The 12,972-nt window shown below is 71.6% G+C and carries 10 protein-coding genes and 1 riboswitch; of the genes, 5 read left to right on the top strand and 5 right to left on the bottom strand.

The annotated features are described in order from the left end of the window. Positions 1-55 precede the first annotated feature (55 nt). Both OJ997_RS23485 and OJ997_RS23480 read right to left on the bottom strand, forming a co-directional pair. Positions 56-952 (bottom strand): carbohydrate kinase family protein, encoded by an 897-nt coding sequence (locus OJ997_RS23485; protein WP_270027692.1) that lies wholly within the window; start codon positions 950-952, stop codon positions 56-58. A gap of 51 nt (positions 953-1,003) precedes the next feature. Continuing rightward, a complete protein-coding gene (locus OJ997_RS23480) occupies positions 1,004-1,390 on the bottom strand; it encodes a nuclear transport factor 2 family protein (protein WP_270027691.1) in 387 nt (128 codons plus the stop codon). A 25-nt stretch (positions 1,391-1,415) separates the two neighbouring features. On the opposite strand from OJ997_RS23480, the gene OJ997_RS23475 reads away from it, so the two are divergent. From OJ997_RS23475 to glyA, 5 genes are all read left to right on the top strand, one after another. Continuing rightward, positions 1,416-1,982, top strand: a complete 567-nt coding sequence (locus OJ997_RS23475) for a hypothetical protein (RefSeq protein WP_121247535.1) — start codon at positions 1,416-1,418, stop codon at positions 1,980-1,982. 53 nt (positions 1,983-2,035) lie between these two features. Then, positions 2,036-3,598 carry an OmpA family protein gene (locus tag OJ997_RS37795; RefSeq protein ID WP_270027690.1) on the top strand — a complete coding sequence of 521 codons (1,563 nt, stop codon included), beginning with the start codon at positions 2,036-2,038 and terminating at the stop codon, positions 3,596-3,598. Beyond that, a complete protein-coding gene (locus tag OJ997_RS23465; RefSeq protein ID WP_270027689.1) occupies positions 3,595-4,320 on the top strand; it encodes a hypothetical protein in 726 nt (241 codons plus the stop codon). Before OJ997_RS37795 ends, OJ997_RS23465 begins: the two co-directional genes overlap by 4 nt. Before the next feature lie 45 nt (positions 4,321-4,365). Then, complete coding sequence (locus tag OJ997_RS23460) at positions 4,366-4,626, top strand: hypothetical protein (RefSeq protein WP_270027688.1); 261 nt, start codon at positions 4,366-4,368, stop codon at positions 4,624-4,626. Positions 4,627-4,680: 54 nt separating this feature from the next. Further along, positions 4,681-4,765, top strand: a riboswitch (ZMP/ZTP riboswitch). Between the two features lie 18 nt (positions 4,766-4,783). Continuing rightward, positions 4,784-6,022: a serine hydroxymethyltransferase gene (gene glyA, locus OJ997_RS23455; protein WP_270027687.1), complete on the top strand. Its 1,239-nt coding sequence runs from the start codon at positions 4,784-4,786 to the stop codon at positions 6,020-6,022. Between the two features lie 5 nt (positions 6,023-6,027). Here the strand turns inward: glyA and OJ997_RS23450 are convergent, their stop codons facing one another. The 3 genes from OJ997_RS23450 to OJ997_RS23440 all read right to left on the bottom strand — a co-directional run bounded on the left by OJ997_RS23450 (position 6,028) and on the right by OJ997_RS23440 (position 12,967). Continuing rightward, the gene (locus tag OJ997_RS23450; protein WP_270027686.1) at positions 6,028-6,216 is read right to left on the bottom strand and encodes a hypothetical protein; all 189 of its coding nucleotides are present in this window, start codon (positions 6,214-6,216) and stop codon (positions 6,028-6,030) included. Between the two features lie 110 nt (positions 6,217-6,326). Further along, the gene (locus OJ997_RS23445; RefSeq protein ID WP_270027685.1) at positions 6,327-9,665 is read right to left on the bottom strand and encodes an esterase/lipase family protein; all 3,339 of its coding nucleotides are present in this window, start codon (positions 9,663-9,665) and stop codon (positions 6,327-6,329) included. Further along, a complete protein-coding gene (locus OJ997_RS23440; RefSeq protein WP_270027684.1) occupies positions 9,662-12,967 on the bottom strand; it encodes an Ig-like domain-containing protein in 3,306 nt (1,101 codons plus the stop codon). The genes OJ997_RS23445 and OJ997_RS23440 overlap by 4 nt, the downstream gene beginning before the upstream one ends. Positions 12,968-12,972 lie beyond the last annotated feature (5 nt).

The raw sequence follows: 12,972 nt of genomic DNA, 5'->3' as shown, positions 1-12,972 counted from the left end.
CCGCCGCGCTTGCCGCCCGCCGCCGCGCTTGCCGCCGCGCTCGCCGGCCGCGCGCCTACTTCGTGACGCCCTGCGGCGGCGCCGGGAGGCCGCGCTGCGTGCCTTCGCCCACGAACTCGTCGAGCTTCGTCGCGCCGCCCGCGCCGGTCGGCACGCGCGTGGACAGCGCCGCGTACAGCGCGGCCCAGCGGAGCGTGTCCTCCACGTCCATCCCGACGGACTCGCCCCAGGCCCAGGCGGCGACGAACAGGTCGCCGGCGCCGGTGGTGTCGATCGAGTGGCCGACGTCGAAGCCGTCCACGGACACGACGCGGCCGTCGATCGAGGCGGCGGCGCCGTCCGCGCCCAGGGACACGACGACGATCGGGACGCGCGCGCCGATCATCGCGGCGGCCTCCTCGGGCGTGCCCGCGCCGGTGAGGACGAGCGCCTCGCGCTGCTCGATGAACAGGCCGCGCACGCGGCCCGCGGTGCCCGGCAGGCGACCGGCGAAGGCGCGGGCGTCGTCGTCCCCGACGCTCACGTACGCGCGCGAGCCCACGGGAACGACGTCCAGCTGGCTGAGGCCGACAATCACGGCCCGCGGCTCCAGCGCGGCGACATCCGACGCGCGGGCCCGCACGCCGGGGTCGTAGGTGACCATCGCGCGCTCGGAGCCGATCGGCATCACGGCCGTCACGGGCGTGCGCGGGCAGCGCGGCCCGGCGAGCCGGACGCCCTCGCGCTCGATCATCGGCCCGATCAGGTCGCCGGCCTCGTCCTGGCCGAGCGGCGCCACCAGCGCCGTCGACAGCCCGAGCCGCGCCGCGCCGATCGCCGTGATCGCGCCGCCGCCCGGCGTGCGGACGAGATCTCCGGCGAACCGCTCCTCCCCCAACGCGGGCAGCCCTTCGAGCCCGACGAAGGTGATGTCCAGGAACGCAGGCACGGCGACGACCACGTCAACACTCATGAGACCTCCAACTCTTTCAGGTCCCGCGGCGAACTTAAAGGCCCAGGGCCTTTAAGTAAGGGAGGCGATGCGCCAAGTGCCGTCGACGCGCGCCAGCTGGAGCGTGTCCCGCGACGGCGGCTGGCCCTGCGCGGCGCTGTTGACCTCGGCCGTCGCCTTGTCGCCGTCGACCTTGATCGCGCCGATCGTGAGCGTCGGCGCCTGCACGTCCCCGAGGCCCTGGCGCAGCGCCGCCTCGCACGGCAGCCCGGTCGACTCGACGTCCTCGACGAGCTTGGGCGCGAGCAGCTCGTCGCACAGCCGCTGGTAGTCCTTGGCCGCCGTGGCCTTGCCGAACGCGTCGACGACGGTGTGCACCTGCTCGCTGTCCGACGGCCCGCCGCCACAGCCGCAAACGCCCACCGCGCCCAGGATCAGAGCAATGAGCGGGCCGCGCACGAGGCGGAGCATAGAATGGCTGCGCATGTCGACTGCGGGACCGATCGGATCGTGGCTGCGGTGCTACCGCTGCTGGTCACAGGACCTCGAGGTCCAGGTCCATTACGAGGGCATCCACCGGATCGACCCGGACACGGGTCGCCGCGCCGAGGTGGTCGACGAGCTCCAGGAAGCCGTCGTCCAATGCCTCGACTGCATGCACGACCAGCCCCACCTCATCTTCCACAACGATCGCATCGAGCCGGTCGAGGACCGCTGGGAGCGGATGGTCGTGGGCACGCCGTGGGTGGCGTCGTGCACGGTCACCGTGGACGCGGAGTCCGTGGAGACGTGCAGCGGCCCTGAGGCCGCGGACGCGCTCGCCTACGCCGCGTTCGGCGACCACGGCACGCGCGAGTTCTTCACCCACGTGCGCTTCCACAAGCACGAGGAGGACCAGATCGTGGTGCATCTGCTCGTGGAGCTGTACGCGCGCAACAACGACGAGGCCACGGGTGTCCTGGAGGACGCCGCACGCGGCCAGCTCGCGATCACGAGCCTCGCCGAGGAGTCACGCCCGCCCGCAGCGACCAGCGGGGACCACCCGCACTAATCGTTGCCCGAAGGGGCTTGCCGGGCTCCCCTGAGCCCGGCTAGTGTCGGGCGGTGACACCGGAGCACAACCCCGGCGAGCAGCGCGAAGAGCAGACCGCGGCTCGCGTCCCGGACGTCGCGCCCGACGTCCCGCAGTCCACCCACGACCGCCTGCTCGGCCTCCAGCAGCAGGTCGGCAACGCCGCCTTCGGCCGCATGGTGAGCCGCTGGAAGGCGGGCAAGGCGATCCTCGCGCGCGAGGACATCCCGACCGAGGCCGAGATCGCGGAAGCCGAGGCGTGGGCCGCCGAAGGCAAGAAGAGCTCGAAGGACCTCACGCCGGGCGCCGGCGGCGCCGGGCTCAACAACGCGCCGGGTGGCTTCGACGCCGAGTACGACCCCAAGCTCGGCGAGCTCACGATCATCATGCGCTGCGGCGTCGAGTTCGTGGACGGCATCTCCAAGGCCGGCGTCGCGCGCAAGGGCCTGGAGAAGGAGCTCGAGAAGGCCAACGCGCTGCCGACCGAGATCGAGCGCCAGCAGCGGCTCGCGCTGTTCCGCTGGGGCGACGGCGAGGACGCGGTCGACAAGACCACCTTCCGCACCGACGTGGAGAAGGAGGTCGAACCGTTCTGGAGCGGCAAGCACCAGTTCTTCATGCGCAAGAAGGGCTGGAGCTGGCTCGGCGCGACGGTCAAGGTGGACCTGAAGGTCGACAACAAGTCGCGCGTGCCCGACGCGCATCTGACCATGAAGCCGGTCAAGGTGCCGGACACCGTCAGCCTCGGCGCGAACGTCGAGCCCGGCGGCGCCACCAACGCGCGTGACCAGGTCATGAACGTCACGAGCAACGTGCACGCGTCCGGCTCGTTCCTGAACCACTTCGTCACGTTCGACGTCGGCAAGTCGGACGTCAAGCCCGGCCAGGACACCAAGCTCCAGAACGTGATCGACACCTTCAAGGGGGCGGAGACGAGCGCCGGCAGCGGCGTCGCGGACGCGCGCTCGATCCAGACGCCCGTCTTCCTCACCGGCCACGCGAGCAAGACCGGCAACGCCGCCTTCAACCAGAAGCTGTCCGAGGACCGCGCCCGCTCCGTCGAGAAGTTCATGAAGGAGCACGGCTTCGTCAACACCGAGGTGCGCACGGCCGAGATGGGCGTCGGCGACACCGAGGCGACCGGCGGCGAGGTCGAGAACGACCGCCGGGTGGACATCCAGATCGGCTCCGGCAACAGCCAGAACACGCTCCGGCACGAGTTCGGGCACGCGTTCGGGCTCGGCGACGAGTACGCGTCCACGCCGCTCGTCAGCCCCGGCCAGACGCCCGCCCAGGGCACGCCGGCGATGGGCGACACCGCGACCCACGACAACCTCGTCAAGAACATGGTCGACGCGGGCGGCACGCCGCTCAAGGGCGCCGTGTGCGAGCCGACGGACTCGATCATGTCGGTCGGCGACGTCGTGCGCCCGCAACACTACGCGACGTTCCACGCCTCGCTGACCAAGATCACGGAACCGCACGGCCCCTGGGCGCTCGGCTCGCCCACCGCCAAGAACGAGGCGCTGCCCGGCTCCGCGGGCACCGGCGCGACGACGGCCCCGGCCCCCGAGCCCGACGCCGTTCCCGTGTGAGATGGCTGGCGTGCGCGTTGATCCTGCTCGCCGGCTGTGGCTCGGCCTCGGAGACCCCCGTGGCTGAGCCCGCGCGCGAGGCCGGGGTGCTGTTCGCCTACGAGGTCGGCAACCACCTGCACCGCTACGGCGGGCGCGTGTTCGAGGACGGGCGCTACGAGCTCTTTTCCGGCGAGCCCGACTGGGAGACGTTCGAGCCGTTCACGCCCGACCAGGTCGAGCAGATCGCCGCCGCGGTGGACAAGGCCGAGTCCCTCCCGGGCGAGATCAAGGGCGGGAGCGACCCGATCCCGCCGGACACCGCCCGCGCGACCTTCACGCTGCGCGGCCGCGAAGTCGTCGTCGACGAGTACCCGCAGGCCTCGCCGCCCGAGCTGGAGGCGATCCTCGAGCTGATCGCGCGGCTGCGCAAGAAGCCGCCGGTGGCGAGCACGTGGGAGGTGTGGACCGGCTCGGAGACCGTCAAGCTCCAGGTGCCGTGCGACATGGGCGACGTCGCCGTGCTCGCCGACCTGCGCGACGCGCTCTTCATGCCCTCCCCCAGCGCGACGGCGTCCCGCTTCCCCGATCCGCCGTCGGGGACCCCGCTCGTCCGGATCGAGTTCGCTGACGGCGAGACCCACGCGGTCGCCGCCGACGACGGCGAGCCCGGCCGCGCCGACGCGGTCAAGGCCGCGCTCGCCGGTACCGACTGGGCCAAGCTCCCGCCACGGCTGTGCTGAGCGTCTACCATCTACGGTCGATTTCGACCCTCACGAGGACGCACCATGGCTGAGAAGAAGAAGAACGCCAAGATGGCGAACCGCAACGTCGGCGTCGAGGTCATCAAGGATGACGGCGACAAGTACGTTGTGATCCGCGACGGCTTCCGCGTCTACGGCGGCAAGGGCGTCGTCCTGGCCGAGGCCGTCCGCCTGGCCACGAGCCTGGAGGAGTCCGCCGGCGTCTCGCGCGTCAACGGCGACGGCTCCGTCACACCCGGCTCGGTCACCGACGCCGGCGAGTTCATCGAGTACCAGGCCGCTTAAGCAGCATTCCGCGAGGCGCCCCTTCCGGGCGCCTCGCCCTTCAGGTACGCTCCGCTCGCGCGCTGTGACTGGCGCTCGGGTGGAAGTGACCACCGGGAAGCGGCGCGCATCCTGATTGCCGCGCGCCTGGGCACCAATCCGCTCCACGGAGGTGCTCATGCCCAGCCCGATCGCCGTCGCCGACCCGCAGGTCGCCGAGCTGATCGACGCGGAGATCGTGCGCCAGCACGACACGCTCTGCCTGATCCCGTCGGAGAACCACGTCTCCCCCGCCGTGCTCGCGGCGACCGGGTCCGTGCTGACGAACAAGTACTCCGAGGGTTACGCGGCCCGTCGGTACTACCAGGGGAACGCGGTCATCGACCGCGTCGAGACGCTCGCGGTCGACCGTGCCCGTGCGCTGTTCGGGGTCGAGCACGCGAACGTCCAGCCGCTCTCCGGCGCGCCCGCCAACCTGGCGGTCTACGCCGCCTTCCTCGACCCCGGCGACACCGTGCTCGGCATGGCGCTGGACGCCGGCGGGCACCTCACCCACGGCTGGGGCGTGTCGGTCACCGGCAAGTGGTTCCGAGCCGCGCGCTACGGCGTGCGCCGCGACACCGGCCGGATCGACCTCGACGAGGTGCGGGAGATCGCGCTGAAGGAACGCCCCAAGCTGATCTGGTGCGGCGGCACCGCGATCCCGCGCACGATCGACTTCGCCGGCTTCGCGACCATCGCCGAGGAGGTCGGCGCCGTGCTGGCGGCCGACGTCGCGCACATCGCGGGCCTGATCGCCGGCGGCGCCCATCCCTCCCCCACCCCGCACGTGGACGTGATCGCCACCACGACGCACAAGACGCTGCGCGGCCCGCGCGGCGCGATGCTGCTCACGCGCGAGCAGCACGCGCGCGCCATCGACCGCGCCGTCTTCCCCGGCCTGCAGGGCGGCCCGCACGACCACACGACCGCGGCCATCGCCGTCGCGCTGCACGAGGCCGCGCAGCCGGCGTTCTCCACCTACGCGCACGCGATCGTCGCCAACGCGGTCGCGCTCGGCGAAGCGCTGCTCGCGCGAGGCTTCGACCTCGTCTCCGGCGGCACCGACAACCACCTGCTGCTCGTGGACCTCACGGCCAAGGACGTCGGCGGCCGCGTCGCCGCCGAGGCGCTCGAGCGCGCCGGCCTGGTCGGCAACTACAACGCGGTGCCGTTCGACCCGCGCCCGCCGCTCGACCCCTCGGGCATCCGCATCGGCACCCCGGCGATCACCACGCGCGGACTGGAGCCGCACCACATGACCGACCTCGCCCGCTGGATCGACGACGCCGTCCAGGCGGTCGAGGCCCCGGACACGCTCGACCGCATCCGCGGCGAGGTCACCGAGCTCGCGCGGGCCTTCCCACCACCCGCTTAGCGCCCTCAGCGCGTCTTGAAGAAGCCGCCGCGCAGGTTCTCGCTCTCCGCCCGGTTCGTGGCGTCGTAGGCGTCCACCACGCCCTTACGACGCTCGCGACGCCAGGCCCGACGCTGGCGCCGATCGCGGAGCCGTGTGCGGAAGCGCTCGGTCCGGCTGGTCTCTGCTGCTGGTCGGGTGCTGCGGTCGTCCATCCCAACCTCCTTGGTCGGGTCGACGCTACGCCCTCCGGCACGCCGGCGTCAAGGCGACCCGTCTGCGGCGGATACCCGAGCGTGGGTACCCGCCGCGAAGGGCTCTCCTCCTAGCGGCGCGCGGGCTTGCCGCCCTTCACGATGCGCGCCTTGCCAAGCTTGCCGTCCACGCGGACCGCGCGAACAGTAACCGATGCGGCGCCGTCGTCAAACATCCGCTTGACGACGACCCGCCGGGCCTTGGTCTCGTAGTGGATCGCGCGGTCGTCGCTCGTGGCCACGTCGACCGTGTAGCGGATGGCGCCGGGGACGGAAGCCCACGTCGCCGTCAGCCGCTCACCGCGCCGCACGAGCTTGAGCTTCCGCGGCGCTGCGAGCTTCCGCGGCGCGCGCGCCACGAAGCGCGCGACGTTCAGCTCGGCCCGCGGCATGCCGCGCTGCTCGACGAAGGCCACGATCCGGCGCGTGCCGCCCTTGCCGAAGCTCGGCGTGAACGTGAACGCGCCCTTGGTGCCCTTCGCGTCGGCGAGCGGCTTGTCGACGTCGCCGCCGACTTCACGGAAGCGCACGACCTGGCCGGGGATCGACTTGACGGTGTAGCTGACCTTCAGCTTGCCGTTCTTGGCCTTGGTCACCTTCGCGCTCGCGGACGGCTTCTCGAGGCCGTTCGCCGCGCGAACCGCCAACAGCGCCGCCGAGCCGGGCTGCGGCTCGACCGTCCAGTCGCCCGCCGCGGGCTTGCCGACGATCAGGTAGCTGCTGTTGGTCGCCGGCGACTGGATGATCATGTAGCCGTCGCCGCGGGTGATGCCGGTCGTCTCGGCGGGCGCCGGGATCGTCTTGCCGTCCGGCCCCTTGAAGGCCACACGCGGCACGCCGCCGTTGCCCTCGACGCCGATCACCGCGTGCGGGAGCCCGCCCTCGACAGCGACCGTGTTCGGGGTGCCGCCGGCCTGTGAAGCACTGGCGGGAGCGGTGTGCCAGGCGTCCACGTCGCACGTGCCCGTGATCGCCTCGGACTTGAGCTCGTCCGGCTGGTCCTTGCCGGCCGTCGCCGACCGCAGGCCCCAGCCGAACGCGCCGTTGAGCACGCCGATGTCGACCTGGCCGCACGCCGTCAGCGCCAGCAGGCCCTTCTTCACCGAGAGCCGCACCTCGCCCTGGCCGAGGCAGGTCTTCTCCTGCTCGCGCTCGTAGTGGGAGCCGATCCGCAGCTCACCCTCGAAGCACGCGGTCGCGTCGCCCTTGAGGTCCACGCCCTTGCTGTCGGCGCTGCCGGTCACGTTCGCCGCGATCGACGTCTTCAGGCGCAGCGAGGCGACGCTGACCTCGGCCCGGACGTTCGTCTCCTTGTTGATGCCGGCCCGGATCTTCACGCCGGCGCCGGTGACGTCGACGTTCGCGTTGCCCCACTCGTCGCCGCCCAGGTACAGCTTGGAGTCGAGCTTGACGCCGTCGGAGCTGAACGCGATGCCGCCGTCGACCTCGATCGCCGCGTGCCGGCGCTTGCCGGCGAAGCCGCCGAGGATGCGCGGGCCGACGGAGACCGCCGCGCCAAGCGAGTACTCGCGCGGGGGACCCTGCGCGTACCCGATCTTGACCTTCTGCAGGATCAGCCCCGCGAACAGCGGCTGGTTGATCCCGTCGCCCTCGGCCTCGAACTTCGTGACCGCGCCGTCCTTCATGGCGATCGCGATCGTGACCTTGGGCTGCTGGAACCATGGGATCGTCGCGCTGATCGAGGCGCCCCACGCGTTGTCGTTCGGCGCGATGTAGAAGGAGGCGCTCGGGAGCGTGAACCCGCCCACCGAGAGGTTGCCCTCGGACTTGAACTGGACCTTGTCGAAGATCAGCCCTTCGACGTTGGCCGACTTGAAGCCGATCGCGACGCCCGGGTTGTCGGCCGCGTCCTCGTAGTTGTCGCCGCGGTCCTCGCAGTTGTCGTCGAGCCCGTCCGTCTTGCCGTCGTCGTCGTTGTCCTTGCCGTCGCCGCACTCGGCCACGCCACCGTCCGGGACCTTGCCCTGGAACATGCCGGGCAGGGCCAGCGAGCCGTCGAAGTTGAACGCGCCCTGGCTGACGGAGAGCTTCAGCGAGCCCTTGAGCTTGCGGCCGAACAGCTTCGCGCCGCCGGCGACCTGGAAGCCGTCGGCGTCGGAGCCGCTCAGGCCACCCGCCTCCTTCGGCAGGATCCAATCCAGCGCCGTGTCGCTCTTGAGCGGGATCGGGATGCCGCCGAACCACTTCGACGGGATCCGCATCGTCATCTTGGTCGCGGTGACGCGGCGGGTGGCCGGGTCGATCGTGATCTTCGTCGCCGGCGCCGGGACGATGTCCAGGCCGTTCAGTCGCACGGTCGTCTCGGAGACGTAGACCTCCGCGCCCTTCTCGCCCTTGCCCTTCTTGAAGCAGTTCGAGTAGGCCTCGAGGATGCCGCTGCGCACGTAGGACATGTCGCCGCTGGAGTTCCAGTCGACGAGGCCCGGGTTGCGGACGATCACCGCACCGCCGGTCTGGTCGTTGGAGCCGGAGCAGCCGATCGGGCTGGTCGTCGGCGTCGTGTACTGGCCGTCGGAGCCGAACACGAGGTTCAGCGCGACGCGGTCGACCAGGTGCGGCGCCTTGCGCCACTCGATGATGTCCGTGCCGCGGTGCTGGTAGGTGACCTTCGCGTCGTACTCGGTCTTGTCGTCGGCGACCATCGACGTGTGCGTGAGCGCCTCGTCGAGGAACGTCGCCTCGTGCGAGGCGTCCATGCCCAGCGCGGAAGCCGCCGGGACGACCTCGTCCTTGAGCGCGGCGATCGCGGTCCAGTCGGTGCCGCCCGCGCCCTGCGGGTTCTGGAACTCGGGCTTGGCCAGCTTCTCGACGAAGAGCTTGCCGGAGGCGGTGCCGGGATCGAGGTCGATGCACGCCTGGCGCGAGCACGAGGCGCTGAGCCCGGCGACGCCGCTGTGGGGCGCGCCGAGCGTCACAACGTCCTCGACGATCAGGTCCGTCGGCCAGCCGGCGGCTTTCTGCGCCGACATCGCCAGCGCGTAGCGGACGACGACGCCGCCCGTGCCGTGCGCGACGACGTCGACGGCCTGCGCCTTGCTCGAGTAGGTGGCCTTCAGCCAGGTCGCGAAGTCCTTGGCCTGGCCCTCGAGGGGCTTCGCGCCGCCGCCGACGAGCACCTTGTCGCAGCCCTTGTCGGCGTCGTAGTCGGTGACGGAGACCCGCGCGCCGGTGAAGCGGAACTTCTTGTCCTTCGCCTCGAGCTCGATCGCGCTCAGGCGCTGCTCGAGCTTGCCCCAGAGCGCGTTGCAGTCGACGGAGGTGCCGTTCTCCCCGCCGCTGAGCAGGACGACCGGCTTGGCGCCGTCATCGGAGCGGCCGGCCTGCGCCGCCGGGGCGGCGAGGCCGAACGTGGCGGCCGCCGCGGCGACCAGCGTGACGAGACGCCTCATCGACGGCCTCCCTTCTTGTTCTTCTTCGTGGGCTTGGAGTTGAGCGGCTTGGCCTTGGCGGGCGCGACGTTGGCGCGGCGCGTGGCCTTCACGCGCAGCTTCGACGCCTTGCCGACCGCGCCGTCCATGCGGGTCGCGCGCAGCTGCACGCGCACCGTCGTGTCCCGGCCGACGCCGCTGACGCGGATCGGCGCCTTGGCGTTGGCGGGCGCGAACGAGAGCTTGCGCCCGTCGCTCGTCGTCACCGTCGCGGTGTAGCCGTTGGCGCCGGGCACGGCCGCCCAGCGCACCAGCACGTTGGAGCCGGAGCGCCGCGCGCGCAGCAGCCGCGGACGGCCGGGCAGACGGTCCTTGGGCGCCGTGTAGGTGGCGATCACCTTCTGATCGCGCGGGCGGCCGTCCTGCTCGATCACGGCGACGATCTCGCGCTTGCCCGCCGGGCCGCGGCCCGGGGTGAACTTCAGCTGGCCGCAGGCGACCGTGCGGTCGCTGTCGACGCCGCCCGGCTGCGCCTTGCAGCGACCGGCCTTGGCGGTGCCGAGCACCTTGGTGGTGCGCGGGCCGCGCTCGACGAACGTGATCGTCTGGCCCGGGTTCGGCGCGTAGGCGTAGCCGAGCGTGCGCTTGTAGCCCTTGCCGCCGACGCCGCCGCCGAGGGTCGGCTCCGGCTCGGCGTAGGCGCGGTCGACGCCGGTGATCGCGCTCGAGTCCGCGTGCGGCTCGATCTTCCACTCACCCGCGCCCGGGTTCGCGACCATGATCGAGGTCGAGTTGTCCTCAGGGTTGGTGGCGATCATGTGCGAGCCGTCGACGAGCGCGCCGTTCTCGGCGTCGGTCATCGCGATCCGGCGGCCGTCCGGGCCGACGAGGTCGACCTTCGGCGGCGCATCCTTGCCGTGCAGGCGCACGGTGAAGGCCGGCATGTCGCCCGGCACCCGGACGAGCAGCATGTCCCCGCCCACCTGCGACGGCCGCGCGAGGATCCACTTGCCGATCGAGCACGAGGCGATCATCAGGTCCAGGTTCTTGGTCTGCCACGTGTAGCCCGCGCCACCGTTGACCTTGATCGGGACCATCTCCCAGTGCATGCGCCAGGGCGCGTACCACTTCCAGTTGTCGTTCTTGACGAGCATCGGGATCTTCACGATCGAGACGCTGATGCAGCCCGCGGCGCCGATCGTGGAGAACACGGCCTTGCCCTCGGCGCACGCGAGGTTGTCCACGCACACCTCGACGTGGCCCTGGACGTTGAAGCGCGACGGGCTCTTGGTCTCGATCCAGCCGCTCACGCCGCCGCCGATGTGGGCGGGGCCGAAGCGCAGCTCGGCCTCGAAGCCGAAGTCGATCATGCCCGTGCCCTGGTACTGGAAGAACGCGGACGCGACCTGCTTGTCGAACAGCGACAGGCGGCCGTCGGCGCGGATCACCCACGGCTCGTTGCCGTAGGCGTCGGAGTAGTACAGGTCACCGTCCAGGCGCACGGCGGACTTGCCGGCGACGGACGGGCCGAAGGCCACGGCCGCGCCGCCCTTGACGCGGAACGGCGGCGGATCGAGGCAGACGCCGAGGCGCACGCTGTCGAGGAAGACGCCGGGCGCGAGCGGCACGGTCGTGCCGAGCCGGTCCACGTAGGCGCCCGCGTGCGAGAGCTTGCCGCCGCGGAGGCCGCCCCAGAGGCCGAGCTCGGTCTTGGAGGCGGTCGGCAGGACGATCGCGATCGCACCGTCCCAGCGGTCGGCCGTGTTGTCCGAGCGGCACTCGATGTACGGCTGCGGCTTGCCCGGGCCGATCGACGGTGCGGTGCACGGCGCGACGGCCGAGGAGCCAGCCGCGGCGAAGCTCAGGCAGACCATCTTCACGCCGAGCTTGCCGATGTAGGCGTTGGTGACCTGGATCTTGAGGCCGTCGAGGTGGACGCCCTCGTTGTCGATGTTGATCGAGACGTCACCGGTGACGCCGCCGGCGCCGCCGTCCGGGCCCGACTTGAAGACCTCGGGCAGCGCGACGTGCAGCGCGAACACCGTCTTGTACGCGCCACCGGCGTTGGCCGGCCGGCGCAGGCGCAGGGCGGCGAAGCCCTCGACCTTCATGCCGAAGAGCTTCTGCCCCATGCCGGAGAGGTCGATCTTCTTGAACTCCTTCTCCTCGCCGGCCCCGCCCTCGGGCAGGTCCCACGAGAAGCCGCCCTCGTAGAGCTTGATGCCGGCGATCTCGATCTTGATGTCCTCGACCGCCAGCGCGCCGCCCTTGCGCTCGGGCGTCGGGCCGGTGAGGACGATCTTCGAGCCGCCGACGACCGGCAGGCGCAGGCCGTTGACCTTGACCGGCTGCGTGGATTCCCACACCGGCGCGTCGCTCGTGCCGACGTTCGCCAGGCAGTCGCCGAGCGCCTCGATCAGGCCGAAGCGCACCTCGGTGTCGCAGACCAGGACGGTCCACGTGCGCTTGGCGGGTGACGGGTCCGTGTTGCCGGCCGCGTCGATCGCGCGCATCTCGACGGTGTGCTGGCCACCCTCGAGCTCGGCGAGCTTCCACGCCGCCGCGCACGGCTGCCAGGCGACGGTGTCGACGCCCTCCTTGGCCTTGTTGTCGAGGCGGCACTCGAAGGTCGAGCCCGGCTCGGACGCGGTCGCCGTGAACGTCGGCGTGCGCAGGACGGACTTGGAGCCGTCGGCCGGGCCGTCGGCGATCGTGGTCTCCGGCGGGTCGGCGTCGACCGTGAACTGGCGCTGCTCGGGCGTCGCGTCCTTGACGCCCTTCGTGTTCTTCGCGCGCACCTTGAACGTGTAGGCACCGGAGCGCAGCTTCGGCGTCTTGAACGGCGCCGAGCAGTCGGCCCACGCCGGCAGCGGGCTGCCGGCGCCTTCGATGAGGCACTCGAACATCGCGCCGGTGGCCGGAGAGCTGAACGTGAACGACGGCGTCGCGTCGTTGGAGAGGCCCTCGGGCCCGGCCTCGAGCACGGTCTCGATCGCCGCGGTGTCGACGGTGAACGCGCGCGACGGCGGGCTGGACTCGACGTTGCCGGCCGCGTCCGTGGCCCGCACGGAGAACGTGTAGGAGCCGTCGGTCAGCGCGACGCTGTAGGGCGACGTGCACGGCTTCCACGCGCCGGGCGGGTCGATCCGGCAGTCGAAGGAAGCGCCCGCCTCACCCGTGAAGGTGAAGGTCGGCGTGGCGTCGGTGGTCGTGCCGGTCGGCCCGCCGTCAACGGTCGTGCCCTGGGCGAGCGCGGGTGCCGCGCTCGCCAGGAGCATGGCCGCGGTCGCCGCCACGAGGCGGCGGAGGATGCGTCCTTGCATCGGTC

The organism is Solirubrobacter phytolaccae (assembly GCF_027587195.1).
GTDB lineage: Bacteria > Actinomycetota > Thermoleophilia > Solirubrobacterales > Solirubrobacteraceae > Solirubrobacter > Solirubrobacter phytolaccae.
The sequence above is the reverse complement of the archived record's forward strand: the minus strand, read 5'-3'. Positions and strand labels throughout refer to the sequence as shown.